We start from the raw sequence: 25,098 nt of genomic DNA on the forward strand, positions 1-25,098 counted from the left end.
AGCTCAGGTGTCGGCGACGAGCGCCGGCAGGTGCGTCTCATACCAGAGCCGCAGCTCGGACAACACCGGATGGGCGAGGTTGCGCACCAGATAGGTCCTGAGCCGCGGCAGGTGGTTGAGATAGATGCTCTTGCCGTCGCGCTTGGCAAGGCGCGCGAAGGTGCCGAACAGCTTGGTGCCACGCTGGGCGGCGAGGACGGCATAGGCGGCGGCGAAGCTTCCGACGTCGAAGTCGGGGTCCTGCCCCTGGCGGGCCCGGGCGTAGGCGCCGAGCAGGGACAATTCGAGCTCGGCCGGCACGGTAACACGCGCATCTTGCAGCAAGGCCGCGAGGTCGTAGGCCGGATGGCCGAGGACGGCGTCCTGGAAGTCGAGGACGCCGAGCCGGGCGAGCCCCCGGCGCTCCGGCAGCCAGATGAGGTTCGGCGAGTGGAAGTCGCGCAGCGTCCAGGTCGCCGGGCCGGTCACGACATCCGCCAGCAGGCGCGTCCACAGGGTGTTGAACTGGGCCCGGGCGACGGCGGACAGGGCCTTGCCGCCGATGTGCGGGGCATACCAGTCGATGATGAGCTCGACCTCGGTCAGCAGCGCCTCGAGATCATAGGGCGGGATGACGTGGTCGATGCCGTCGGCCACGGGCAGGACATCCGGCAGGGTCGTGCCGTGGAGTTTGGCGAGCAGCAGCGCCGCCTCGCGGTAGCGCTCGGGGATGGGGGCGCCGTCCGCGATGACCGGCTCGCTGCCGAGGTCTTCGAGCAGCAGGAGGCCGGTGTCGAGGTCGGCGGCATAGATGTCCGGCGCGCTGAAGCCGAGCGCCCTGAGGCCCTTGTCGACGGCGACGAAAGGATGGACCGTGAGCGCGAGCTTCGCCGCGATCGGATAGGGCTTGGTACCGCGCAGCACGGGGCCCGGCGGCCGGGGCGGCGAGATCATCAGCACGGCGGTTGCGCCGTCGGGCCGGGTGAGGCGCTCGTATTCGCGATAGGAGGCATCGCCCTGGATGTGCTGGCGCTCGGCGTCGCCCCAGCCGGCGGCGTCGAGCAAGGTGCGGATGGCGCGCAGGCGGAAGAGCCGCGGCGCGAATCGGCCGTGTCCGGTCATGACGACCCGGCGGCGCCCGGGATGCTCGTGCGGCAGGAGGTGGAAGGCGATGTCCAGCCGGTCCGGCGACAGGGCCTCCTCGGCCTTCTGCGGCCATTCGACGAGGACGAGCGCGCCTTCGCAGGCCTCCTCCCAGCCTAGGTCGATGAGCTCGTCCGCGCCGCCGAGCCGGTAGAAATCGGCATGCACCACCGGCGGGCGCGCGGTGTCGTAGAGCTGCATCAGGGTGAAGGTCGGGCTCGGCACCTCGAGGCCGGCATCGCCCGCGAGGGTGCGGATGAGGCTGCGGGCGAAAGTGGTCTTGCCGGCGCCGAGATCCCCCGACAACGTGACGAGATCGCCCGCCTTCAGCTCCTCGCACAAGACCTCGGCAAGGCGCAGCGTCGCCGCCTCGTTCGGCAGGTCGAGCTGCCAGGTGGCCGTCGCCGCCTCGCCGCCGCCGCGCGTGCCGTAAGCCGCAGCCTGCCCGGCCGGGAAGGGAGAACTCACCATCGCCTCGTCCACTCGAAAGCCAACTCGTTACTCCGCTGCAGCGCGGCTCGGCACGCGGGGAAAGCGGCAGGTCACCGTGGTGCCGCGGCCGGGTGCCGAATCGAGCGCCACCGTGCCGCCGTGCAGCTCGACGAAGGAGCGCACGATGGACAGGCCGAGCCCGACGCCGCGGTGACCGGAGCCGAGGGTGTGGCTCTCGAAGCGGTCGAAGACGCGGGCCCGGACCTCCGGCGCGATGCCCCGCCCGGCGTCGCTGACCGTGAACACGACCTCCTCGCCCTCGCGACGCGCCGTGACGGTGACGGTCTGGCCGGGATCGGAGAAGCCGATGGCGTTCGACATCAGGTTGAACAGCACCTGGCGCACGCGCTTGGCGTCGGCGACGAAGCGGCCGATGTCGGCCGGAACGTCGATGACGACCCTGATGTCGTGCTCCGCCAGCCGATCCTGCAGGCCGGCGAGCGCGGCGTCGATCGTCTCGCGGATGTCGATTTCCTCGCAGGCGAGCGCGATGGCGCCGTTGTCGATGGTGGCGAGGTCGAGGATGTCGTTGATGATGGCGAGCAGCGCCGCCGAGGACTTGGTGATGTGCGAGGCGTATTCGCGCTGCTTGTCGTTCAGCGGGCCGACCGTCTCGGCATCGAGCAGCTGCACGAAGCCGATGATGTTGGTCAGCGGCGAGCGCAGCTCGTAGGAGACGTGGTGGACGAAGTCCTCGCGCAGGCGCGAGGCCTGTTCGAGCGCCTGGTTCTTCTCCTTCAGCGCCCGCTCCACCTCCACGCTCGCCGTCACGTCGGTGAAGGTGAGGAGGGTCGAGCCGTCCGGCAGCGGCGCGGTGACGCAATCGATGACGGTGCCGTCGTGCCGGTCCATGCGCGCGGCGAAGCCGGTGCGCGTGTCGTGCACACCGGCGACGGCGCCGCGGATGACGTCCCAGGCCTCCTGCTGCGGGGCCATGAGGCCGCACAGGCGGATCACCTCGTCGATGTGCGGCAGTTCGGCCAGCACGTCCTCCGAGAGCTGCCACAGGTGGCCGAAGGCCGGGTTGCAGAGCTTGAGATGGCCGTTCGAGCCGAAGACCGCGACGCCCTCGCGCAGGGAGTTCAGGGTCTCGCCCTGGGCGCTGAGCAGGGCGTTGAAGCGCGATTCGAGGTTGAAGCGCTCGCTGACGTCGTCGAACAGATAGGTGACGCCGCCCTTGGGATTGGGATTGGCGAGGACGCGCAGGGTGCGACCGTCCGGCAGGTACCACCAGTGCTCCTGCGGCTCGACCGAGCGGTGCGCGGCGAGGACGTCGGCCTTCCAGGCGCGGTAGTCGGCCTGTTCGGGGAGCCGGCGGCGGGCGCGCAATTCGTCGAGCACCTCGCCGTCCGTCGGGCCGGCTTCGAGGAACGCGGCGTCGAGCTGCCACAGCTCGCGGTAGGCGGCGTTGCAGAAAGCGAGGCGCTGGCCGGCGTCGAAGATGGCGACGGCGGTCGGCAGCTGGTCGAGCGTGCGCACATGCGCCGCCATCTGCCGCTCGAGGTCGGAGCGGACGGCTTCGAGCTCGGACACGTCGATGGCGACGCCGGCGGTGCCGTCGCCGCTCGGCGTCTCGGTCACGTCCAGCACCTTTCGCGCCCCGGCGACGACCGCGGTGACGCGGTCGCGATAGGTCGCGCCCGCCGTGCGCTGGCGGTCCATGGCCTTGCGCGTCGGCGCATCGAGCAGCTCGAGCCCGCGGCTCACCGCCTCGGCGGCATCGCCCGCCTCGACGGCCTTGGCATAGGCGCGGTTGGCCCAGGTGAGCCGGCCCTCGGCGTCCCGGCGCCAGGCGGGCTCGGGCAGGCCGTCGAGCACGCCGGCGAGCGCGCGGCTCTCCGCCTGCGCCTCGGCGAGGGCGTCGCGGTGGCGCAGCAGGTCGAGCCGGTCGCCGGTGACCTCGCGCAGGCGCAGCACGGCACGGCCGCCGATGGCGCGGCCCTCGGCCTCGTAATAGGCGCCGCTGGTGGCCCTCAGATTCATCTGGAAGCGCTCGCCGCGCTCCTTCAGGCGTTCCAGCGCCCGTTCCAGCGCCTGCGCCCCCGCCGCGGGCAGCCAGGAGCCGAAGGCCAGCACCCGCCGGCCCGAGACGCCTTCGCCGAAGATGCCGACGTCGCCCTCGATCTGCGGCTCGGCATCGCGCCCGTGCCAGCTCACGAGCAGCTGCGGCTCGGTGGCGACGAGCAGGGCGACGCGGTCGGCGCGGGCACGCAGCTCCTCGTTCTCGCCGGCGAGCAGCGCCTCCTGCCGCGCCCAGCGGCGGCGCTCCCTGAGGTGCACGAGGGCGGTGGTGGTGGCGAAGGCGATGAGGCCGAGCACGAGGGCAAGGCCGGCGAAATCCTGCGGTGCGGCCCGGCTGATGAGCGGCGCGAGTCCCTGAGCCGCGGCGGGTGCGGGAAGGCCGGCGAGGCTGACGGCGAGGGCCGTGGACGAGAGCGCGGGGATCGCACGGGAGGAACGCATCCCCCGCCGTTCGCCAGCCCTCGTTGCTCCCTGCATCGTCCGATCCTCGCTTCCGCCGCCGCGCGCACGCGCTCGCCCAGGCCGCGAATCGAGCCACTGTAGCGTTTCAACGACTTCTGCAGGAAGTGGTTAACAAAAGGCAAATCGCCCGGTGGAGGCCACCGGGCGATCGATGTGGATGCGTGTGGAGAACGCCGCCTCAGTAGCGGTAGTGCTCGGGCTTGAACGGGCCCTGCGGCGTCACGCCGATATAGGCCGCCTGCTCCTGCGAGAGCTTCGACAGCTTCACGCCGATCTTGGCGAGGTGCAGCATCGCGACCTTCTCGTCGAGGTGCTTGGGCAGCGTGTAGACCGTCTTCTCGTACTCGCCCTGCTTGGTGAAGAGTTCGATCTGCGCCAGCGTCTGGTTGGTGAAGGAGGCGCTCATCACGAAGGAGGGGTGGCCCGTGGCGTTGCCGAGGTTCACGAGGCGGCCCTCCGACAGGAGGATGATGCGCTTGCCGTCGGGGAACTCGATCTCGTCGACCTGCGGCTTGACGTTGTGCCACTTGAAGTTCTTGAGGCCGGCGACCTGGATCTCGTTGTCGAAGTGGCCGATGTTGCAGACGATGGCGCGGTCCTTCATGGCGCGCATGTGGTCGACGGTGATGACGTCCTTGTTGCCGGTGGCCGTCACGAAGATGTCGGCGCGCGGGGCGGCGTCCTCCATCGTCGTCACCTCGTAGCCCTCCATCGCCGCCTGCAGGGCGCAGATGGGGTCGACCTCCGACACCATGACGCGGCAGCCGGCGTTGCGCAGCGAGGCGGCCGAGCCCTTGCCCACGTCGCCGAAGCCGGCGACCATGGCGACCTTGCCGGCCATCATCACGTCCGTGCCGCGGCGGATGCCGTCGACGAGCGACTCGCGGCAGCCATAGAGGTTGTCGAACTTCGACTTCGTCACGGAGTCGTTGACGTTGATGGCCGGGAAGAGGAGCTTGCCCTCCTTGGCCAGCATGTAGAGGCGGTGCACGCCCGTCGTCGTCTCCTCGGACACGCCCTTGATGGAGCGGGCGACCTCGCCGAACCAACCCTTCGGCTTCTCGGCGAGCATGCGCTTGATGAGGGCGAAGAAGATCTCCTCCTCCTCGGAGCCGGGCTTGTCGAGGAAGGCGGTGTCGCCCGCCTCGGCGCGCACGCCGGCATGGACGAACATGGTGGCGTCGCCGCCGTCGTCGAGGATCATGTTGGGCACGCCGCCGCCGTGCCAGTCAAACAGCCTGGCGGTGTAGTCCCAGTAGTCCTTCAGCGTCTCGCCCTTGACGGCGAAGACGGGGATGCCGGCGGCGGCGATCGCCGCGGCGGCATGGTCCTGCGTCGAATAGATGTTGCACGACACCCAGCGGATGTCGGCGCCGAGCGCCTTCAGCGTCTCGATCAGCACGGCGGTCTGGATGGTCATGTGCAGGGAGCCGGCGATGCGGGCGCCCTTGAGCGGCTGGCTCGGGCCGAACTCCTCGCGCACGGCCATGAGGCCGGGCATCTCGCTTTCGGCGATGGCGATCTCCTTGCGGCCCCACTCGGCCAGCGAAATGTCCTTGACGATGTAGTCCTGGGTCATGGCGCGACGATCCGTGATTGCGATACGGCGTTAGGTTCGGCGCGACCTATAGCAGCCGCGCCGCCCGCAGGCAATAAAGACATAAAGAAGTCTTTATATGTTCGTCGCCCGCACGGCGGCCCGGCGCGTGCCCCACTTGACGAGGAAGGCCGCGGTGATGGTGCCGATCAGCGCCGCCGCCATGAAGGCGAAGGCAAGATGCGCCTGCCCTCCGTCGAGGAAAAGGCCGATCGCGACCGGGGCCAGCATCGCCCCGAGGTCGAGGCCGGAATAGACGAAGCCGAAGATCTTGCCGGTCGAGCCGGCCGGCGTCGCCGAGCGCACCAGCATGTCGCGCGAGGGAATGGTGATGCCGGTGAGGAAGCCCGCCACGGCCACCGTCGCGAAGGCGGTGGCGAGCGCCAGCGGGATATAGCCGAGCGCGAGCGTGAGCACGCCGGCGCCGACGAGGCCGCCGCCGACGATGCGCTCGTGGTTGCTCGTCCGGTCGGCGAGGAAGCCGCCGATGAGCGAGCCGGTGGCGCTGGCGACGAGATAGACCGTCGTCGCGGTGGTGGCGAGGGCGAAGGTGATCGCCTGTACGTGCGGCATCAGGCTCGGCAGGAAGCTCTGCATGCCGGTCTGCGCGATCGACAGCAAAGTGAAATAGACGAAGCACAGCACGACCGGCGCGGCGAAGAGCAGTTGCGCCGTACTGGGGGAGCCCTGTGGCGGCCTTGCCGAGTCGGCGGCATGAGGCTCATGGGGTGCGACGCGCAGGAACAGGTGCTGCGTGGCGACATAGAGCGCGAAGACGATGCCGGCCGCGCCGGTGACGATGAGCGCCATGCGCCAGTCGAGGAGGTCGTTGAGGAGAAGCAGCGTCACCGGCGCCGCCGCCCAGCCGAGCGTGCCCGAGACCGTGTGGATGCTGTAGGCGCGGGCAAGGCGCGAGGGTGTCACGCGCGCCGTCATCACCGAGAAGTCGGCCGGATGGAAGACGCAGTTGCCGAGGCCGGCGACGATCGCGACGACGATCAGCATCCAATAGGCAGGTGCGAGGCCGGCGAGGATCGTCGCAAGGCCGAAGAGCGCGATGCCCACGGGCAGGATGCGCTGCGGGCCGTAGCGGTCGACGAGGAAGCCGGCGGCCACCTGGCCGATGCCGGAGACGGCATAGAACACCGCCATCGCGACGCCGAGCTGCGTGTAGCTGACCCCGAGCCCGTCACGAATGAAGGGGAACAGCGGCGGCAGCACCAGCTGGAAGAAGTGGCTCGCAAAATGGGCCGCGCCGACGAGGCCGATGATGCGGACGTCGCGCTGCGGCAGGGCACTCGCCTGCTGCGTCATGTTTCCTCCGCTTCCGTTGCGGCGCACCGTATCGGAAAGCCGTTTTTTTGTGCATTCAGCCAATAGGACGAACGGCCGCGAATGGCCAGTCCGCCCGTGCATTGCTGGGCTTCCCGGCGCGCGCGGCGGGTGGCCGGTCATGCTGGCGTAATGTTGTCCGGCCAAGGCGGGCCGGGCGGATCTTGGGGCGGATCTTTGGGGGCTGATCATGCGTGTCCTCGTCATCGAAGACGATCCCGACCTCGGGGGGTGGCTGCGCACCGCCGTGATGCAGGCGCTCGGGCCGTGCGACCTCGTGACCTCGCTCGATGAGGCGCGGGCGGCGCTCGCCGTCGCCGCCTTCGATCTCGTCGTCATCGACCGGCAGCTGCCGGACGGCGAGGGCATGAGCCTCATCGCGGAGCTGCGGGCGCTCCGCCCGCAGCCGGGCACCATCCTCCTCACCGCCCTCGACGATCCCGAGGAGATCGCGAGCGCCCTCGACGGCGGCGCCGACGATTATGTCGGCAAGCCCTTCGAGCCGGCGGAGCTGATCGCGCGCATGCGGGCCGTCCTGCGGCGCCTGTCGGCGGCGCGCGACACCGTCATCCGCGTCGGCAACCTGCGCTTCGACAGCGTGCAGCGTTCGGTGCACCGGGACGACGTGCCCGTCGTCCTGCCGCGGCGCGAGCTCGCGCTGCTCGAGCTGCTGGCCCGCCGGGCCGGCCGCGTCGTCATGCGCGAGGCGCTGGAGGGGGCCGTCTATTGCTTCGACGACGACATCCAGTCGAACGCGCTCGATTCGCACGTCTCGCGGCTGCGCCGGCGGCTGCGCGAGGCCGATTGCGACGTCGTCATCCGGTCCGTGCGCGGCGTCGGCTACATGCTGAGCGCGCCGTGAGGCTGCCCCGCTCCATCACCTTCCGCGCGAGCGTGGCCGTGGCATGCCTCACGGCCGTCCTCCTCGTGGGCGTCACCGTCCTGCTCATCTCGGTGCTCGTCACCATCGGCGATCCCGACAAGTCGCCCGAAGGCTCGAAATATGCCGCGCGCATCCTGCGCGAGGCCGTCGACCGGGACGCGGACGGCCGCCTCGTCCTGAAGGCGAGCAAGGCGCTCGCCGCGCTGGAGGCGGACCGGCCGTTCTTCTGGTACGTGGTGCGCGCGGGCGACGAGACCGTCTCGGGCGGGCCGACGCAGCCGCCGGCCGGGGCCTGGCTGCAGGGCTGGGCCGGGCGGATCGAACACGCGGAATTCGAGTATGTCGTCGGCGAGAAGCGCCTGCTCGGCTATGCCTCGACCGAGGAGACACGCGCCGGCCCGGTGATGATCGAGCTCGGCGGCGTCACCTTCTCGCTGGCCGAGGAGCTGCTGTTCGGCTTCGGCCACAATACGCCGCTGATCGTCTCCTATGGCGTCTTCGTCCTCCTCGTCATGATCGCCGCCGTCTGGGCCATCCCGCGGCTGATCGCCCGGCCGGTCCGCGCCATGGCCGGCGCGGCCGAAGCCATCGACGGGCTGCCGGCCGGCCGGCGCCTGCCGGCGGCGCAGGCCCCGGCGGAGCTCAGGCCGCTCGCCGGCGCCTTCAACCGCGCGCTCGAGCGGATCGACGCCGCCGCGCAGGCGCAGCGCAACTTCCTGTCGAATGCCGCTCACGAGCTGCGCACGCCGCTGACCAGGATGCGCATGCGCCTCGAGCGCGTGCGGGACGTCGGCCTGCGGGCCGAGCTCATCGCGGACGTGCAGCGCCTGTCGGGCATCGTGGCGACTTTGCTGCACCTGGCGCGCCTGTCGGGCCAGCCTCTGGCGCAGGCGCGCGTCGATCTCGTGGCGCTGGCGCGCATGGTGGTGGCCGAGCAGGCGCCGGCGGCGCTCGCCGCGGGCACGGAGCTGGCGCTCGAGGCGCCGCGGCCGGTCGTCGTCACCGGCAGCGAGATGGCGCTGAGGCTGGCGCTGACGAACCTCGTCGAGAATGCCGTCCGCCACGGCGGCGGGCTCGTCACGGTCGGCGTGGCCCCCGGTGAGATCGCCGTCACGGACCGCGGAGCGGGCGTGCCCGAGACCCTCAGGGCGGAGGTGATGAAGCCCTTCGCGAGGGCCGGGGCGGGCGCGGGCGCCGGGCTCGGCCTCGCCATCGTCGCGCAGGTCATGGCCCTGCACGGCGGCTCCGTCACCATCGGCGAGGCCGAAGAGGGCGGCGCACGCGTCGCGCTGCTTTTTCCGAAGGAAGCGCCCATTCCGTAATGGAGCGGCAATGCCCGCGGGCGAGAGAAGCGCCCGTCAGCGCCGTCCCGACGGTCTGACGCGCGCCGCGGCCGGCGCGGCATGCGGGGCCCCCATCCCCGCCGCCGCCCGCAACGCAATGGCCGGTCGCGGCGCGTCCTGGACGGGCGGCGCACCGGCAGGCCATGGCCGCCGCATTCCTCCCACTGGAGCAACGTTTCATGCATCTGCGTCTACTCGCCGTCCCGGTCCTCGTCCTCGCCGGCACTGCCGGGGCCCTTGCCGCGGACCCCGCCCCGCGCATCTACGACACGGCGCCGACTTACGCCGCGCCGCCCGCCTTCACCTGGCGCGGCGGCTACATCGGCGTCAACGGCGGCTACCGGCGGGCGAGCTTCGGCCGCGGCGCCAAGTCCGAAGGCGGCTTTACCGGCGGCGTGCACGCCGGCTATCTCACGCAGCTCGGCCTGTTCGCGCTCGGCGGCGAGCTCGAGGCGGCCTATCTCGGCGGCAAGAGCGGCTCGGGGCCGGCGCTCGGCGGGGCGCGCATCGACCAGAGCTGGATGCTCGCGGCCAAGCTCCGCGCGGGTGTCGCCGTCGGCCGGCTCCTCGTCTTCACCACCGCCGGCTATGCCCGTACCAACATCGACGTCAAGGACGGCCATACGCGCGATGGCTGGCGCGGCGGCTATCTCCTCGGCGGCGGCGTCGAATATGCGATGACCGATCGCCTGGCCCTGCGGGCGGAATACGACTTCGTGCGCTACGGCGGCCAGAAGATCGTGCTCGGCGACGGTGTCAGGGTGAAGGGCGACCTGACCAACCACCTCGTGCGGGCGGGCGTCAGCTACCGGTTCTGACGCCGCTCAGCAGGTGACGGCGTCGCAGGCGCGCAGGTTGGCGATGACGGCGCGCTTGTCGGCGAGGGGCACGAAGCCGTGGAAGGCCTCCGTCATCACCGTGTAGGAGGGGGTGGCGTTGAAGCCGAGGTCGGAGCCGAGCGTCACGGCCTGGCCCATGGCGTTCGTCACCGCCTCCGAATCGGCCCGCTTCAGGAGCTCGTGCTTGTCGAGCGGGAAGGTGGCGGCGATGTCGAAGGTGCGCTGCGCATCGATGCGGCCCTTGAGGGCGAAGATGCGCTGGTGCAGCTCGAAATAATCCGCCGCCGGCCGCATCTCGGCAAAGGCGAGGGCGATGCGTGCCGCTTCGACCGATTGCTCGCTCAGGATCGGATAGTTGACGAGAACATAGGCGAGGTCCTGCTCGCTCTTGAGAAGGGCGGCCGCGTCCCGGCACGACTGCCTGCACCAGGGGCAGTTGTAGTCGAAGAACTCGACGATCGTGATGTCGGGCTGGGCGCTGCCCACCGCGATGCGGATGGGCAGGAGCGCGATCTCGTTGACGAGCTCGCTGGGCACGCGGTTGTGCGGCGCCGTGATGGCGGCGGCGAGCGCCTGCGCGGAACCGCCGGCGACGAGCGCGCCGGCGAGGCCCTGGATGATCGTGCGGCGTGAAGGCTGGAACATGGGCCTCTGGGTGCACCGGCCCGCGGGCCGCGTCAATCGCCGCGGTCTCACGAGCCGGTGAACTCGTCCGTTCAGGCCGTCGCCGGGTCGGCGAGCCGCTCGCTCACGGCCTCGGCCTTCTCCTGGGCCTTGAGCACGTCCGGCCGCGGCATCGAGATGATATTATAGCCGGAATCGACGTAGTGGATCTCGCCGGTCACCCCGCTCGACAGGTCGGACAGGAGGTAGAGGGCGGAGCCGCCGACCTCCTCGATCGTCACCGTGCGGCGCAGGGGCGCATGGGCCTTCTGGTAGTTGAACATGAGGCGCGCGTCGGCGACGCCGGCGCCGGCCAGCGTGCGCACGGGCCCCGCCGAGATGGCGTTGACGCGGATGCCCTCGGCGCCGAAATCGGCGGCGAGATAGCGCACGCTCGCCTCGAGCGCGGCCTTGGCGACGCCCATGACGTTGTAGTTCGGCATCACCCGCGTCGAGCCGCCATAGGTCAGCGTCAGCAGGGAGCCGCCGTTCGGCATCAGCGCCGCGGCGCGCTTGGCGATCTCCGTGAAGGAGAAGCAGGAGATGACCATGGTGCGCGAGAAATTGGCGCGGCTCGTGTCGGCGTAGCGGCCCTTGAGCTCGTTCTTGTCCGAGAAGCCGATGGCGTGGACCACGAAATCGAGGCTGCCCCAGGCGTCCTTCAATTCGTCGCAGACGGCGTCGACGGTGGCGATGTCCTCCACGTCGCAGGGCATCACCAGCGTCGAATCGAGCGATTCGGCGAGCGGCGCCACGCGCTTCTTCAGCGCTTCGCCCTGGTAGGTGAAGGCGAGCTCGGCGCCGTGCTGGCGAAGTGTCTTGGCAATGCCCCAGGCAATCGAGTGATCGTTCGCGACGCCCATGATGAGGCCGCGCTTTCCGTGCATGAGCCCTGTCAAGGAGGCACTCCCGGATATGCCCGCCGCTTACGCGTCGAGCTGCTTCATGACGATGGTTGCGTTGGTGCCGCCGAAGCCGAAGGAATTGGACAGCACGCAGCCGAGCTTGGCGTTGTCGATGCGCTCGCGCACGATGGGCATGTCGGCGAAGATCGGATCGAGCTCCTCGATGTTGGCGCTCTCGCAGATGAAGCCGTTGTTCAGCATCAGCAGCGAGTAGATCGCCTCCTGCACGCCGGTGGCGCCGAGCGAGTGGCCGGTCAGCGACTTGGTCGCCGAGATCGGCGGGCACTTGTCGCCGAAGACCTCGCGGATGGCCTCGATCTCCTTCTCGTCGCCCACGGGCGTCGAGGTGGCGTGCGGGTTGATGTAGTCGACCGGCACCTTCACGCTCTCGAGGGCCATGCGCATGCAGCGCACGGCGCCCTCACCGGAGGGGGCGACCATGTCGTAGCCGTCGGAGGTGGCGCCGTAGCCGACGATCTCGCCGTAGATCTTGGCGCCGCGCGCCTTGGCGTGCTCCAGCTCCTCGAGGACGAGGACGCCCGCGCCGCCGGCGATGACGAAGCCGTCGCGGTTCCTGTCATAGGCGCGCGAGGCCGTGCGCGGCTGCTCGTTGTACTTTGTCGACATGGCGCCCATGGCGTCGAAGAGCATGGACAGCGTCCAGTCCAGCTCCTCGCAGCCGCCGGCGAAGATCACGTCCTGCTTGCCGTATTGGATCGTCTCATAGGCATTGCCGATGCAATGGTTGGACGTCGCGCAGGCCGAGGAGATGGAATAGTTGACGCCCTTGATCTTGAACCAGGTGGCGAGCGTCGCGGAGGCGGTGGAGGACATGGCCTTCGGCACGGCGAAGGGGCCGATGCGCTTCGGCCCCTTGCTGCGGGCGATGTCGGCGGCCTCGACGAGGGTGCGGGTGGAGGGGCCGCCCGAGCCCATGATGATGCCGGTGCGCTCGTGGCTGACCTCGCCGGCCTCGAGCCCGGCGTCCTGGATCGCCTGCTCCATGGCGACGTGGTTCCACGCCGCCCCGGTGCCGAGGAAGCGCATGGCGCGCCGGTCGACGACCTCCTCCGGGTTCAGCGCGGGCGCGCCGTGGACCTGGCAGCGGAAACCGAGCTTGGCATAGTCCTCGGCGAAGACGATGCCCGACCGCGCTTCGCGCAGGGAGGCGAGCACCTCCTGCGTGTTGTTGCCGATGGACGAGACGATGCCCATCCCGGTGACGACGACGCGCCTCATGGCAGCCGTATCCTTTCCTCAGATCAACCAAACGGGCTCAGTGCCCTATGTGGGGGGCCCGAACGGGGCTGTCTACCATGCCGGTGCGATCAGGCCGCGCTGCCTGCCTCGGCCTGGAACAGGCCGACCCTGAGATCCTTGGCCTCGTAGATGCGCTTGCCGTCGGCCTCCACCCAGCCGTCGGCGATGCCGAGCACGAGCTTGGAGCGGAAGACGCGCTTCAGGTCGACGCCGTAGACCACCTGCTTGACGGTCGGCAGCACCTGATCGACGAACTTGACCTCGCCGACGCCGAGCGCGCGGCCGCGCCCGGGGGAGCCGAGCCAGCCGAGGAAGAAGCCGACCATCTGCCATAGGGCGTCGAGGCCGAGGCAGCCCGGCATGACCGGATCGCCCTTGAAATGGCAGCCGAAGAACCAGAGGTCCGGGCGCACGTCGAGCTCGGCGCGCACCAGGCCCTTGCCGTGGGCGCCACCCTCCTCGGCGATCGCGGTGATCCGGTCGAACATGAGCATGGGGGGCAGCGGCAGTTGCGCGTTGCCGGCGCCGAACAACTCGCCGCGGCCGCAGGCGAGAAGTTCCTCGTAGCTGAAGTTCGACTGCCGCTCCATAATCCTCGGACGATCCCTTCATTCGATTGTCACGAACCGGGCGCTATGAGCCCGATGCACCGGGCTCTCCTAACATAGTGACCGCGTGGCCGAAAGCGGGGAACGGCGCTTTTGCGGCTGCGGAGCCGTGGCGGCGCCCTTCGCGTTGCCGCCGGCGGGTTGCGATCGCACGATCCAATCCATATGATAATGATAACAGATAGCAATTTCCGGGCCATTGGCAGACATGAGCGAGCAAGTGCATTCCCGCCGGGAGACGGACCTTCCCGCACGCCTGCAGGAGGGCTCCAGGGCCCCGGCGCAGGCGCCTGCGACCGTCCAGGGCGAGCGTCGGGGGTGCCCCTTCCACGAATTGCGCGAGAAGCTGCGCCGGGTCGGCCTGAGGCCGACGCGCCAGCGCGTCTCGCTCGGCTGGCTCCTCTTCGCCAAGGGTGACCGGCACGTCTCCGCCGAGATGCTTTACGAGGAGGCGACGCGGGCGCGCGTGCCCGTCTCCCTCGCCACCGTCTACAACACGCTGCACCAGTTCACGCAGGCCGGCCTCCTGCGCGAGCTCGCGGTGGACGGCTCCAAGACCTATTTCGACACCAACCTCTCGGACCACCATCACTTCTTCGTCGAGGGCGAGGACAAGATGATGGACATTCCCGGCCCCTCCATCACGGTGGGGGACCTGCCGACGCCGCCGGAGGGCATGGAGATCGCCCGCGTCGACGTCGTGGTCCGTCTGCGGCGCAAGGACTGAGCGCCGCGCGCTCGCCCGACGATGCACGCATTCGACGAGATCATCGCCCGCACGGACGCCTTCGCCCTCTTCTTCGACATCGACGGCACGCTCGTCGACATCGCGCCCCGGCCGGACGACGTCGTCGTGTCGGATGAGCTGTGCCGCGACCTCGTGCGCGCGCGGCTGCGCTATGACGGGGCGCTGGCGCTGCTGAGCGGGCGCTCCCTCGCCTGGATCGAGACGCGCTTCGGCGATGCGGTCGCCGCCGTCGGCGCCCTGCACGGGCTCGAGCGGCGCAGCGCCGGCGGCGCGTGCCAGCATTTTCCAGCCCCGCCGGCGCTCGCTGCGGCGCGGCAAGCCATCGTGACCGCCCTTGCCGCGAACCCGGGCATCCTCATCGAGGACAAGGGCCTGTCGATCGCCGTGCATTATCGTGCCGCTCCCGAGGCGGCCGAGGCCGTCAAGGTGCTCGCGGAGGAACTTGCGCACGAGAGCGGCGGCACGCTCGCCGCCCTGCCGGGCAAGTGCGTGATGGAGCTGCGCACGGTCGGTGCGCACAAGGGCTCGGCGCTCGACGCCTTCATGCTGGAGGAGCCGTTCCTCGGCCGGCGGCCCGTCTTCTTCGGCGACGACCGGACGGACGAGGACGCCTTCGCCGCGGCGCGGGCCCTCAACGGCATCGCCGTCGCGGTGGGCCGGGAACCTGAAGAGGTCGGCGCAGATTTGTATCTGGATGATCCGCCCGCCGTGCGCGCCTTTCTCGCAGACGCGGCCGCGGGCGGGAGGCAGGGGGGAAGGGCATGACCGATCTCGATCTCGGCGTCGTCGGCAACAGCGCCATCGCTGCGCTGATCGACGGACGAGGACGGATCGTGTGGTCCTGCTTTCCGAGGCTCGACGGCGATCCCGTCTTCCACAGCCTGCTCGGCGCGTCGGCCCAGGGCGACGAAGGCGTCTTCGAGATCGACCTGCAGGGCTTCAAGCGCAGCGAGCGGCGCTACTGGCCCAACACCGCCATCCTCGAGACCATCCTCGAATCCGAGGACGGCTCCAAGGTGCGCATCGTCGACTTCGTTCCGCGCTTCAAGATGTACGGCCGGCTGTTCCGGCCGGGGATGCTCATGCGCTCGGTCGAGCCCCTCGTCGGCTCGCCCATGATCAGGGTCCGCATCAGGCCGTCCCATGATTACGGCCGCGAGCGCGCCGAGACGACGCGCGGCTCCAACACCATCCGCTACCACCTCGGCGAGCAGACGCTGCGCCTGACGACCGACGGCTCGCCGGGCCTCATCCGGGACGAGGTGCCCTTCATCCTCGAACGGCCGCTGACGCTGATCCTCGGTCCCGACGAGACCCTACCGGAGGCTCCGGCCACGTTGTTCGGCAAGTTCTGCGAGAACACGGAGGACTACTGGCGCGAGTGGGTGCGCTACCTCGCCATTCCCTTCGAGTGGCAGGACGTCGTCATCCGCGCCGCCATCACGCTCAAGCTCTGCGCCTACGAGGAGACGGGCGGCATCGTCGCGGCCCTCACGACCTCGGTGCCGGAATACGGCGCGAGCGGGCGCACGTGGGACTACCGCTACTGCTGGCTGCGCGATTCCTTCTTCACGGTGCGGGCCCTCAACCGGCTCGGGGCGACCCGCACCATGGAGGACTACATCAGCTACGTCTCCAACGTCGTCGCGCGCAACGGCGAGCGGGAGCTGCAGCCGCTGTTCGGCCTGCAGTTCGAGGCGCAGCTGCACGAGGAGATCGTGCCGGCGCTGCCGGGCTATCGCGGCTTCGGTCCGGTCCGGCGCGGCAACGACGCCTTCCGTCAGCGCCAGAACGACGGCTACGGCTCCGTCGTCCTCGCCATCTCCCAGTGCTTCTTCGACGAGCGGCTGATCCGCAAGGGCGACGTGGCGCTGTTCGAGCGGCTCGAGGGCCTCGGCGAGCACGCCGCCCGGCTGTGGGCGGAGCCTGATGCGGGCCTGTGGGAATACCGCACGCTCGCCAATGTCCACACCCACTCCTCGGCCATGTGCTGGGCCGCCTGCGACCGGCTGGCGCGCATCGCCGGGCGGCTCGGCCTGCCCGACCGGGCCGTCTCCTGGCGCGAGAAGGCCGATCTCATCCGCGACGGCATCTTCGCCCGCGGGTGGAATGCGGAGCTCGGCACCTTCGTGAGCCGCTTCGGCGGCGACGACGTCGACGCCAGCCTCCTGCTGCTCGCCGACATCGGCCTCGTCGATGCCGAGGACCCGCGCTTCGTCTCCACGGTCGATTTCATCGGACAGCGGCTGCGGCACGGGGCGCATCTCTTCCGCTATGCCGGGGAGGACGACTTCGGCGAGCCGGAGACGGCCTTCACCATCTGCACGCTCTGGTACATCGAGGCCCTCGCCAAGGTAGGCCGACGCGAGGAGGCGCGCGTCCTCTTCGAGGACGTGCTCGGGCGGCGCAACGGTCTCGGCCTCCTGTCCGAAGGCATCCACGTCGAAAGCGGCGAGCTGTGGGGCAATTTCCCGCAGACCTATTCGATGGTGGGCCTCATCCACGCGGCCCTCTCGCTGTCAGCATCCTGGGAGGACGCGTTTTGAGCAGGCTCATCGTCGTTTCAAACCGTGTCGCGGTGCCCTCGCGCAAGGGCGGGGCCACCGCCGGCGGCCTCGCGGTCGCCCTCAACGACGTTCTCGCCCACCGCGGCGGCCTGTGGTTCGGCTGGAGCGGGCGCATCGGCGAGCGCCAGCAGACGGCGAGCCTCGTTCCGCAGGGCAATGTCACCTATGCCGTCTGCGACCTGTCGCAGGACGACCACCAGGAATACTACAACGGCTTCGCCAACCGGGCGCTGTGGCCCCTGCTGCACTACCGGCTCGACCTGACCGAGTTCGCCCGCAAGGACCTGGCCGGCTACCGCAGCGTCAACAGCTATTTCGCGGACCTCCTCGTCGAGCATGTCGCGCCCGACGATCTCATCTGGATCCACGACTATCATCTCATCCCGCTCGCCGAGGCGCTGCGCGAGCGCGGCGTCAACAACCGCATCGGCTATTTCCAGCACATCCCCTGGCCCTCGCTCGACATCTTCCTCGCCCTGCCGAACCATGCCGAGATCGGCCGCGCGCTGACGGCCTGCGACCTCGTCGGTTTCCAGACGCGCAAGGACGCCGACAACTTCGGCTCCTACCTCGTCGAGGAGGCGGGTGCCTTCGCCAGCGGCAAGCGCCTGTTCGCCGTCGGCGGGCGGGCGCTGCGCACCGGGGTCTATCCCGTCGGGATCGACCGCCTCGGCTTTGCCCGCACGGCGGCGCGCGCGGCCCGCTCGCGCTTCATCCAGGAGGTGGGCGAGAGCCTCGGCGGCCGCACGATGATGATCGGCGTCGACCGGCTCGACTATTCCAAGGGCCTGACGCAGCGCCTCGACGCCTTCGAGCGCATGCTCCAGACGGCGCCGGACTGGCGCACCCACGTCACCTTCCTGCAGATCACGCCCAAGAGCCGGGCCGACATTCCCGAATATGCGGCGATGCAGCGGGCGCTGGGCGAGGCGGCCGGGCGCATCAACGGCCAGTACGGCGAGGTGAGCTGGACGCCGATCCGCTACATCAACCGCTCCTACAACCGCAACGAGCTCGCCGGGCTCTACCGGCTCGCCCGCGTCGGCGTCGTCACGCCTTTGCGCGACGGCATGAACCTCGTCGCCAAGGAATATGTCGCCTCGCAGGATCCGGACGATCCGGGCGTGCTCGTCATCTCGCGTTTTGCCGGCGCCGCCTCGGTCCTCGACGGCGCGCTGATCGTCAATCCCTACGACATCGACGGAACGGCGGCGGCCTATGTGAAGGCGCTGATGATGCCCCTCGAGGAGCGCCGGGCGCGGTGGCGGCGGATGTGGCAGGGGCTCGCCAACACGGACATCGGCGGCTGGGCGGACCGCTTCCTCTCCGATCTCGAGGAGGTCGACCGCGACCGGCCGTATCGCGGCTTCCCGCACAGCAACGGCACCGTGCACGCCTGACACGGCGGCCGCGGCGCGGCCGGGTCACTCGATGCGTTCGTTGGGGTAGACGCCCCAGAGCTTGTCCTGCTCCATGAAGCCGCGGCGGTTGGAGACGGCGACCTCGCACCACGTGCCGGTGCAGCGGCGCACGTCGACCACGACGCCCGCCTCGAGGCGGGCCACCACCGCCGCCTCCTCCGCGGCGCGCTCGCGCATGGTGAAGACCTGGCCCTTGCTCCAGGGGGAGACGAGCGCCGTGCGCCGGCCGGACAGGAGGCTGTGCAGCACCCAGCCGTCGCTGCCCTCCGAATCGCGGATGCGCCGCCACGTCTCGAACTCGGCGATGATCTCCACCGGCAGGCCGGCGCGCGTGAAGACCCAGGTGACGCGATGATCCTTCGACGGCCCCTCGCGCAGGTTGACGCGGTCCGACTTGAGGCTGACGTAGCGCGGCAGCGGCAGGCCGCTCACCGTGCCGCGCGCCATCGGCGCGTCTGCGGCCTGGGCCGCGACCCGCCCGGAGGGGGCGATGGCGACGAAGAGAAGGGCGAGGACGAGGCGGGCGAGGTGGGGCATCGCTCTACTTTGCGGGGGCTCGCTGCGGGGTGGGAGCATCGTGAGGGGCGTCGGGGAGCGGCCGGAGCGGCCTTAGACTTCTCTACCGGTTGTCTTTCAGACTTCCTTTGCTACAGAGGCCACGTGTAGAACTGGAGTGAAGGGCCGGCGGCAGGGGGCTGAGCGCAACCCGTGTTCAATCCAATGTCTTGCCGATTGTGCTTAACGTGGGGTGAACACGCCGCCCCGGATGCGAGGCCTCCCTCATGAAAAAGAAGCCGCTCGTCGTCGTCACGCGTCGCCTGCCGGACGTCATCGAGACGCGCATGCGCGAATTGTTCGATGCGCACCTCAATGTCGACGACACTCCCCTGACGGCGCAGCAGCTGGTCGAGGCTGTGCGCACCGCGGACGTGCTGGTGCCGACCATCACGGACAGGGTCGACGCCGCCCTGCTCGCCCAGGCGGGCGAGAACCTCAAGCTCATCGCCAATTTCGGCAACGGCTTCGACCACATCGACGTCGAGACGGCCCTGTCGCGCGGCATCACCGTGACGAACACGCCCGGCGTGCTGACGCAGGACACCGCCGACATGACGATGGCGCTGCTGCTCGCGGTCGCCCGGCGCCTGCCCGAGGGCGCCCGCACGCTGGTGGACGGGGACTGGCAGGGCTGGTCGCCCACCTGGATGCTGGGCCGGCGCATCACCGGCAAGCGCCTCGGCATCGTCGGCATGGGGCGCATCGGCCAGGCGCTGGCGCGCCGCGCCAAGGCCTTCGGCCTCTCCATCCACTACCACAACCGCCGCCGGGTCAGCGCCGCGGTCGAGGAGGAGCTCGAGGCGACCTACTGGGATTCGCTCGACCAGATGCTGGCGCGGATGGACATCGTCTCCATCCACTGCCCGCACACGCCGGCGACCTACCACCTCCTGTCAGCCCGGCGGCTCAAGCTGATGAAGCGCGAGGCCGTGCTCGTCAACACGGCGCGCGGCGAGATCGTCGACGAGGTGGCGCTGGCGCGCATGCTCGAGGCGGGGGACCTCGCCGGGGCGGGGCTCGACGTCTTCGAGCACGAGCCGTCGGTGAACCCGCGCCTGCTCAAGCTCGCGCGGCAGAACCGGGTGGTGCTGCTGCCGCACATGGGCTCGGCCACCATCGAGGGGCGCGTCGACATGGGCGAGAAGGTCATCGTCAACATCAAGACCTTCCTCGACGGCCATCGCCCGCCGGACAGGGTGCTGCCGTCCATGCTCTGAGGCCGCGAGCGGTCGCCGCGCGGGGAGGGGAGGGCCATGGTCTCGAGCATTCTCACCGGCATCGGCCGCGGGCTCGTCAGCTTCCTGACGCGGCCCATCAAGGGCTATGCGCCGGCCTTCCCGCCGGATCTCGACGCCCTGGCGCGCGTCATCCAGCCGGGTGACGTGCTCCTCGTCGAGGGCAACACGCGCATCGCCGTCGCCATCAAGTACCTGACGCAGTCCACCTGGTCGCATGCGGCGCTGTGCGTCGGCGACCGGCTCGGCCTCAGCGAGCCTGACGGGGAGCCGCACCTGCTCGTGGAGGCGACCGCGGAGGCCGGCGTGACGACGGCGCCGCTCACCAAGTATCGCGACATGCACGTGCGCCTGTGCCGGCCCGTGGCGCTGACGCCGGCGGACCGCGAGGCGGTCATCCGCTTCATGGTCGATCGCATCGGCTACGGCTACGACGTGCGCAACATCGTCGACCTTGCGCGCTACCTCCTGCCGACGCCGCCGGTGCCGGTGCGCTTTCGCCGCCGCATGCTGGAACTCGGCTCCGGCGAACCGACGCGCACCATCTGCTCGACGCTGATCGCCCAGGCCTTCCAGAGCGTACGCTACCCGATCCTGCCGCGGGTCAAGAACTGGGACGACGACCGGCGGGTCAAGTCGGCCTACGGGCGGGAGGAGATCCTCCACATCCGCCACCATTCGCTCTACGCGCCGCGGGATTTCGACATCTCGCCCTATTTCGCCATCGTCAAACCGACCATCGAGACCGGCTTCGACTACAAGCGCTTCCTGTGGGGCGAGGACCGGCCGGTAGCGCTTCACCCGCCGGCCGGTGCGGCTCAGGCCTGACGGAGCTCGGCGCGGCGGCGCGCGGTGCGCTCCGCGAAGGCCCGTGCCACGAGATAGTGCAGGACGATGCCGACGCCCACGAGCACGATCTCGTCGAGGAAGGCCGGCGGGTGCACGTGCTGGATGATCTGGCCGAGCGCGCTCAGGAGCGAGCCGGCGGCAAAGACCGGCAGGCTGTGGCGGCCGATGAGGCAGAGCGGGGCGTAGACCGGCGTGCGGGCGAAGACCTTCGACAGGCCGAGGTGGCTGACGACATAGGCGAGCGCGAGGAAGTGCAGCAGCCGCGCGAGGCCGAGGTTGGTCTTGCTGACGTCGAGCCCCTCGCGCACGCTGTCCCACAGGCCGGGCACGAGGTGGAAGCCGTTCGTCACCAGGAAGAACGAGGCGGCGAGGATGACTAGGCAGACGGCGAACAGCAGGTTGTCGCGCGTCATCATCACGTCGCGCATGTGAAGGCCGATGAACAGGCCGATGCAGAACAGGAACTGCCAGGCGAAGGGGTTGAAGAACCACTCGCCCTCCACCGGCCAGGTCGGCAGGTTGAGGCCGACCGTGCGGGCGCCGACATAGACGAGCGCCGACACGAGCAGCATCAGGAAGCTGTTGACGCGGGCGAGTGCCAGGATCGCGGGCGTCCCGAGCAGGAGCACGATGTAGAGCGGCAGGATGTTGAAATAGCCGAGCTGGTGGCTCAGTCCGACGATGGCGAGGAGCGCCCGCACGGGATCCGCCACGACGATGTCGCGTCCGTGCTCGGCCAGAAGCCCGTCGTCGTCGAACACGATGGCGGCCGTGACGAAGAGGGCGACGGCGACGAGCGACAACGCCACCTGGACGCCGTAGATCGTGAGCGCGCGCCGCCCCAGGGCGCGGGTCGGCGTGCCCAGTTCGCCGCTCAGGAAGCGCCGGCCATAGGCGAGCGCCACCGAAACACCGGACAGGAAGACGAATGCTTCGGCCGCATCGGAAAGTCCGATGTTCTTATGGGTCAGGTATTCAAACACGTTGCCGGGAACGTGGTTGATAAAGATCGACAGCAGCACGATTCCGCGCCAGAAGTCGATCGAGTCTATTCTCTGATTTGATCTGGACTTAGCCATTGTCAGCCCGATTCGTCTGTGCGCCGGAATTTTTCCGCTGCCTGTGGTCGAAATGAGGCACCAGACTTGAAACGTGGTGAAAAGTTCGATTGTTCCGTTCACGAACCGGCGACCTCGCGGCGCGCTCGGCGCGCCGCTGGATGAAAAGCCGGTTTCACCTGTCTCCGATGATGCTCTAAAGTCCGCGACCGATCGCGGCAGAGGCCGTATGGGGATGAGGAACGCCATGACCAAGGGACACGAGGCAGGACGATCGATGGTGGCGCGCCGGGGCGTCATCGGGGCGCTGGCGGCGGGCGCCGCGGGGCTCGCCGCACCGCATGTGGCGCGGGCGCAGGACACGATCACCTGGCGCATGGCGACGTCCTGGCCGAAGAACACGCCCGGCGTCGGCGTCAACGCCCAGCGCCTCGCGGACATGATCACCGCCATGTCCGGCGGGCGGCTCAGGGTGCAGCTCTTCGCCGCAGGCGAGCTGGTGCCGCCCTTCGAGGTCTTCGACGCGGTCTCCTCCGGCGCCGTCGAATGCGGCCATGCCACGCCCTATTACTGGCAGGGCAAGAGCCCTGCCTTCCATTTCTTCACCGGCGTGCCCTTCGGGCTGTCGGCCAACGAGCACGCGGGCTGGATCGCCTTCGGCGGCGGCCAGGCCCTGTGGGAGAAGGCCTACGAGCCCTTCGGCGTGCTGCCCTTCTACACGGGCTCCTCCGGCGCCCAGGCGGGCGGCTGGTTCCGCAAGGAGATCAACAGCCTCGACGACCTCAAGGGCCTCAAGATGCGCATCGCCGGCCTCGGGGCCGAGGTGCTGCGCCGGCTCGGCGTCAACACGCTGCTGACGCCGCCGGGCGAGATCTTCCAGGCCATGCAGGCCGGCACCATCGATGCCGCGGAGTGGGTCGGCCCGTGGAACGACCTCGCCTTCGGCCTCTACCGGGTGGCGAAGTACTACTACCTGCCGGCCTTCCACGAGTTCGGCCCCGCGCTCGAGATGCTGGTCAACAAGAAGGCCTACGAGGCGCTGCCCGAAGACCTGCGGGAGATCGTGCGCCGCGCGACGCAGGCGACCTCCTACGAGACGCTCGCCGACTTCACCTTCCACAACGTCGAGAGCTACCAGCCGCTCCTCGACAAGGGGGTGGAAGTGCGCGCCTTCAACGACGATATCGTCAAGGCGCTCGGGCGCGAGTCCGAGGCGGTCCTGTCGGATCTCTCCAAGACCTCGCCGCTCGCGGGCGAGGTCTATGCCTCCTTCACCGCCTTCCGGGCCAAGGCGATGACCTACGGCAAGGTGATGGACGGGGCGATCTATTCCATGCGCGAGACCGGGCTGGGGGCGTAAGCCCCCGCTCTTTTCCTGGGAGAGCCATGTATCCCGATGCCATCCTGAAGGCGTGGCGGCAGATCGTCTCGCCGCCGTTCCGCCGCATCCTGTGGCGCTCGCTGGCCCTGACGCTGGCGCTGATCGTGCTCGTCTGGCTGGCGCTGACGCGCGGGGTCGCCCTGCTGATGGACCGCTATGCGCTGCTGGTGGACTATCCGCTGATCGACAGCTTCGCGCTCGTCTTCGCCGGCATCGGCATCTTCATCGCGCTCGCCTTCCTCATCCCGCCGATCTCGGCGCTCGTCGCCGGCTATTTCCTCGACGATGCGGCGGAGATGGTGGAAGGGGCCCACTATCCGGCAGATCCGCCGGGCCGGCCGCTGTCCTTCGGCCGCTCCATTCTCTACGGGCTGCGCTTTGCCGGCCTGTCGCTGATGGTCAATGCCATCGCGCTGGTGCTGCTCTTCGTCCCCGGCATCAATCTCGTCGCCTTCTTCGGGGCGAACGCCTATCTGCTGGGCCGGGAATATTTCGAGCTCGCCGCCGGGCGCTTCCACCCGATGCCCCAGGCGGCGGCCATGCGCCACCGCAATCGCGGCACGGTGTTGCTCGCCGGCCTCGTCATCGCCGGTTTCGTCGCCATCCCCGTCATCAACCTGATGACGCCGCTGTTCGGCGTGGCCTACATGGTGCACGTGCACAAGAAGCTGGCCGCCCGCGAGGCGCGGGCGATGGCGACTGCCACGGTGCGGGGCGGCTGATCAGGCGAGGTGCGTCTGCTCGAACTGGCCGCGTTCGCGGAAGCGCCAGAGATAGGTCGGCACGATGGCCTCGACGGCTTCCGGCTGGATGCCGAGGCCCTCGAGCGTGCGGCCTTCGGCGATGGCGGCCTCGGAGACCACGTTGTCGGTCCTCAGCAGCGTCACCTGGTCGCGCGTCAGCACGAATTCGTCGGGCATGAGGCCGAGGGTGAGCTTGTCGAGCGTCTCCAGCACCGCCGCCTGGGCGCGGCCGAGGCCGAAGGACAGCGGCAGCACCAGCCTGCGCCGGCCCGTGACCTTGAGGATGTAGTCCAGGATCTCGCGCAGGCTCCGCGCCTGCGGCCCGCCGAGCTCGTAGACGCGCCCGCCGGCCACGGTGCCGTCGACGGCGCGGGCGATGGCCTCGGCGACGTCGCCGGCGAAGACCGGCTGGAAGCGCGTGTCGGCGCCGACGAGCGGGACGACCGGCAGCATGCGGGCGAGCGCGGCGAAGCGGTTGAAGAAGGCGTCCTCCGGGCCGAAGACGACCGAGGGGCGGAAGACGACCGCACCCGGCACGGCGGAGAACACCGCCTCCTCGCCGGCAGCCTTGCTGCGGGCATAGAGCGACTGCGAGCGGGCGTCCGCCCCGAGCGCGGAGACGTGCACGAGCGACGCGCCGACGCCGGCGGCCGCCTGGGCGACGACGCGGGCGCCGAAGGCCTGTACGGCGTCGAAGCGCTGGCGCCCCGTCTCCTGCATGATGCCGACGAGGTTGACGACGGCGTCCGCGCCGATGACGGCGGTCTCGACCGAGTTCTTGAAGCGCAGGTTGGCCTGGACGGCGTGGATCTGGCCGACGCGGCCGAGGGGCTGCAGGTGCCCGGCAAGATCGGGCCGGCGCACGGCGACGCGGATGCGGTAGCCGCGCCGGGCGAGGGCCCGCACCACGTGGCGGCCGAGGAAGCCCGAGCCGCCGAAGACCGTGACGAGCTTGGAGAGGGGATCGAGCGCTTGCGCCGCCATGGTTGTCTCCACGAGTGCTGGCCCGG

22 protein-coding genes are annotated in these 25,098 nt (G+C 69.8%); 11 read left to right on the top strand and 11 right to left on the bottom strand.

Annotated elements, in window-relative coordinates; all coding sequences use genetic code 11:
- Positions 1–3: 3 nt before the first annotated feature.
- From tsaE to GGR16_RS10070, 4 genes are all read right to left on the bottom strand, one after another.
- Positions 4–1,593 (bottom strand): tRNA (adenosine(37)-N6)-threonylcarbamoyltransferase complex ATPase subunit type 1 TsaE, encoded by a 1,590-nt coding sequence (tsaE, locus tag GGR16_RS10055; RefSeq protein ID WP_156332711.1) that lies wholly within the window; start codon positions 1,591–1,593, stop codon positions 4–6.
- Positions 1,594–1,620: 27 nt separating this feature from the next.
- Complete coding sequence (locus GGR16_RS10060) at positions 1,621–4,077, bottom strand: sensor histidine kinase (protein WP_019402442.1); 2,457 nt, start codon at positions 4,075–4,077, stop codon at positions 1,621–1,623.
- Positions 4,078–4,276: 199 nt separating this feature from the next.
- On the bottom strand, positions 4,277–5,677 hold the full coding sequence (gene ahcY / locus GGR16_RS10065; RefSeq protein WP_019402443.1) for an adenosylhomocysteinase: 1,401 nt from the start codon (positions 5,675–5,677) through the stop codon (positions 4,277–4,279).
- 93 nt (positions 5,678–5,770) lie between these two features.
- Positions 5,771–7,009, bottom strand: coding sequence for an MFS transporter (locus GGR16_RS10070; RefSeq protein WP_183316523.1), 1,239 nt, complete (start codon positions 7,007–7,009; stop codon positions 5,771–5,773).
- A gap of 208 nt (positions 7,010–7,217) precedes the next feature.
- Here GGR16_RS10070 and GGR16_RS10075 point away from each other — a divergent pair, with 208 nt between their 5' ends.
- The 3 genes from GGR16_RS10075 (at position 7,218) to GGR16_RS10085 (ending at position 10,071) form a co-directional block, all read left to right on the top strand.
- Positions 7,218–7,889 (top strand): response regulator, encoded by a 672-nt coding sequence (locus GGR16_RS10075; protein ID WP_019402445.1) that lies wholly within the window; start codon positions 7,218–7,220, stop codon positions 7,887–7,889.
- Positions 7,886–9,232 carry a sensor histidine kinase gene (locus tag GGR16_RS10080; protein ID WP_019402446.1) on the top strand — a complete coding sequence of 449 codons (1,347 nt, stop codon included), beginning with the start codon at positions 7,886–7,888 and terminating at the stop codon, positions 9,230–9,232. Before GGR16_RS10075 ends, GGR16_RS10080 begins: the two co-directional genes overlap by 4 nt.
- A 200-nt stretch (positions 9,233–9,432) precedes the next feature.
- Positions 9,433–10,071 (top strand): outer membrane protein, encoded by a 639-nt coding sequence (locus GGR16_RS10085; RefSeq protein WP_019402447.1) that lies wholly within the window; start codon positions 9,433–9,435, stop codon positions 10,069–10,071.
- 6 nt (positions 10,072–10,077) lie between these two features.
- Here the strand turns inward: GGR16_RS10085 and GGR16_RS10090 are convergent, their stop codons facing one another.
- The 4 genes from GGR16_RS10090 to fabA form a co-directional block, all read right to left on the bottom strand.
- Positions 10,078–10,737, bottom strand: a complete 660-nt coding sequence (locus GGR16_RS10090) for a DsbA family protein (protein ID WP_019402448.1) — start codon at positions 10,735–10,737, stop codon at positions 10,078–10,080.
- A gap of 71 nt (positions 10,738–10,808) precedes the next feature.
- A complete protein-coding gene (fabI, locus tag GGR16_RS10095) occupies positions 10,809–11,654 on the bottom strand; it encodes an enoyl-ACP reductase FabI (RefSeq protein WP_026015179.1) in 846 nt (281 codons plus the stop codon).
- A 27-nt stretch (positions 11,655–11,681) separates the two neighbouring features.
- Positions 11,682–12,899 carry a beta-ketoacyl-ACP synthase I gene (fabB, locus tag GGR16_RS10100; RefSeq protein ID WP_019402450.1) on the bottom strand — a complete coding sequence of 406 codons (1,218 nt, stop codon included), beginning with the start codon at positions 12,897–12,899 and terminating at the stop codon, positions 11,682–11,684.
- Positions 12,900–12,988: 89 nt separating this feature from the next.
- On the bottom strand, positions 12,989–13,510 hold the full coding sequence (gene fabA / locus GGR16_RS10105; protein ID WP_019402451.1) for a 3-hydroxyacyl-[acyl-carrier-protein] dehydratase FabA: 522 nt from the start codon (positions 13,508–13,510) through the stop codon (positions 12,989–12,991).
- A 226-nt stretch (positions 13,511–13,736) separates the two neighbouring features.
- Here fabA and irrA point away from each other — a divergent pair, with 226 nt between their 5' ends.
- The 4 genes from irrA to otsA are packed head-to-tail and all read left to right on the top strand — an operon-like array spanning position 13,737 to position 18,243.
- On the top strand, positions 13,737–14,255 hold the full coding sequence (irrA, locus tag GGR16_RS10110; protein WP_183316524.1) for an iron response transcriptional regulator IrrA: 519 nt from the start codon (positions 13,737–13,739) through the stop codon (positions 14,253–14,255).
- Between the two features lie 21 nt (positions 14,256–14,276).
- Positions 14,277–15,041, top strand: coding sequence for a trehalose-phosphatase (gene otsB, locus GGR16_RS10115; protein ID WP_183316525.1), 765 nt, complete (start codon positions 14,277–14,279; stop codon positions 15,039–15,041).
- Positions 15,038–16,822, top strand: coding sequence for a glycoside hydrolase family 15 protein (locus tag GGR16_RS10120; RefSeq protein ID WP_019402454.1), 1,785 nt, complete (start codon positions 15,038–15,040; stop codon positions 16,820–16,822). The genes otsB and GGR16_RS10120 overlap by 4 nt, the downstream gene beginning before the upstream one ends.
- Complete coding sequence (gene otsA / locus GGR16_RS10125; RefSeq protein ID WP_019402455.1) at positions 16,819–18,243, top strand: alpha,alpha-trehalose-phosphate synthase (UDP-forming); 1,425 nt, start codon at positions 16,819–16,821, stop codon at positions 18,241–18,243. Before GGR16_RS10120 ends, otsA begins: the two co-directional genes overlap by 4 nt.
- A gap of 24 nt (positions 18,244–18,267) precedes the next feature.
- Here otsA and GGR16_RS10130 read toward each other — a convergent pair whose 3' ends face one another.
- Positions 18,268–18,801: an SH3 domain-containing protein gene (locus GGR16_RS10130; protein ID WP_019402456.1), complete on the bottom strand. Its 534-nt coding sequence runs from the start codon at positions 18,799–18,801 to the stop codon at positions 18,268–18,270.
- A gap of 245 nt (positions 18,802–19,046) precedes the next feature.
- On the opposite strand from GGR16_RS10130, the gene GGR16_RS10135 reads away from it, so the two are divergent.
- Together GGR16_RS10135 and GGR16_RS10140 are read left to right on the top strand one after the other, a co-directional pair.
- Positions 19,047–20,039, top strand: a complete 993-nt coding sequence (locus GGR16_RS10135) for a 2-hydroxyacid dehydrogenase (RefSeq protein WP_019402457.1) — start codon at positions 19,047–19,049, stop codon at positions 20,037–20,039.
- 36 nt (positions 20,040–20,075) lie between these two features.
- Complete coding sequence (locus GGR16_RS10140; RefSeq protein WP_183316526.1) at positions 20,076–20,885, top strand: C40 family peptidase; 810 nt, start codon at positions 20,076–20,078, stop codon at positions 20,883–20,885.
- Here GGR16_RS10140 and GGR16_RS10145 read toward each other — a convergent pair.
- A complete protein-coding gene (locus GGR16_RS10145; protein WP_343059645.1) occupies positions 20,876–22,264 on the bottom strand; it encodes an OpgC family protein in 1,389 nt (462 codons plus the stop codon). The genes GGR16_RS10140 and GGR16_RS10145 overlap by 10 nt on opposite strands.
- On the opposite strand from GGR16_RS10145, the gene GGR16_RS10150 reads away from it, so the two are divergent.
- Both GGR16_RS10150 and GGR16_RS10155 read left to right on the top strand, forming a co-directional pair.
- The gene (locus GGR16_RS10150; protein ID WP_245303228.1) at positions 22,212–23,324 is read left to right on the top strand and encodes a TRAP transporter substrate-binding protein; all 1,113 of its coding nucleotides are present in this window, start codon (positions 22,212–22,214) and stop codon (positions 23,322–23,324) included. The genes GGR16_RS10145 and GGR16_RS10150 overlap by 53 nt on opposite strands.
- Positions 23,325–23,350: 26 nt before the next feature.
- Positions 23,351–24,067, top strand: a complete 717-nt coding sequence (locus GGR16_RS10155) for a sulfate transporter family protein (RefSeq protein ID WP_183316527.1) — start codon at positions 23,351–23,353, stop codon at positions 24,065–24,067.
- Here GGR16_RS10155 and GGR16_RS10160 read toward each other — a convergent pair whose 3' ends face one another.
- Positions 24,068–25,072, bottom strand: coding sequence for a complex I NDUFA9 subunit family protein (locus GGR16_RS10160; protein WP_019402462.1), 1,005 nt, complete (start codon positions 25,070–25,072; stop codon positions 24,068–24,070).
- Positions 25,073–25,098: the final 26 nt, after the last annotated feature.

The organism is Chelatococcus caeni, from assembly GCF_014196925.1.
Taxonomy (GTDB): domain Bacteria; phylum Pseudomonadota; class Alphaproteobacteria; order Rhizobiales; family Beijerinckiaceae; genus Chelatococcus_A; species Chelatococcus_A caeni.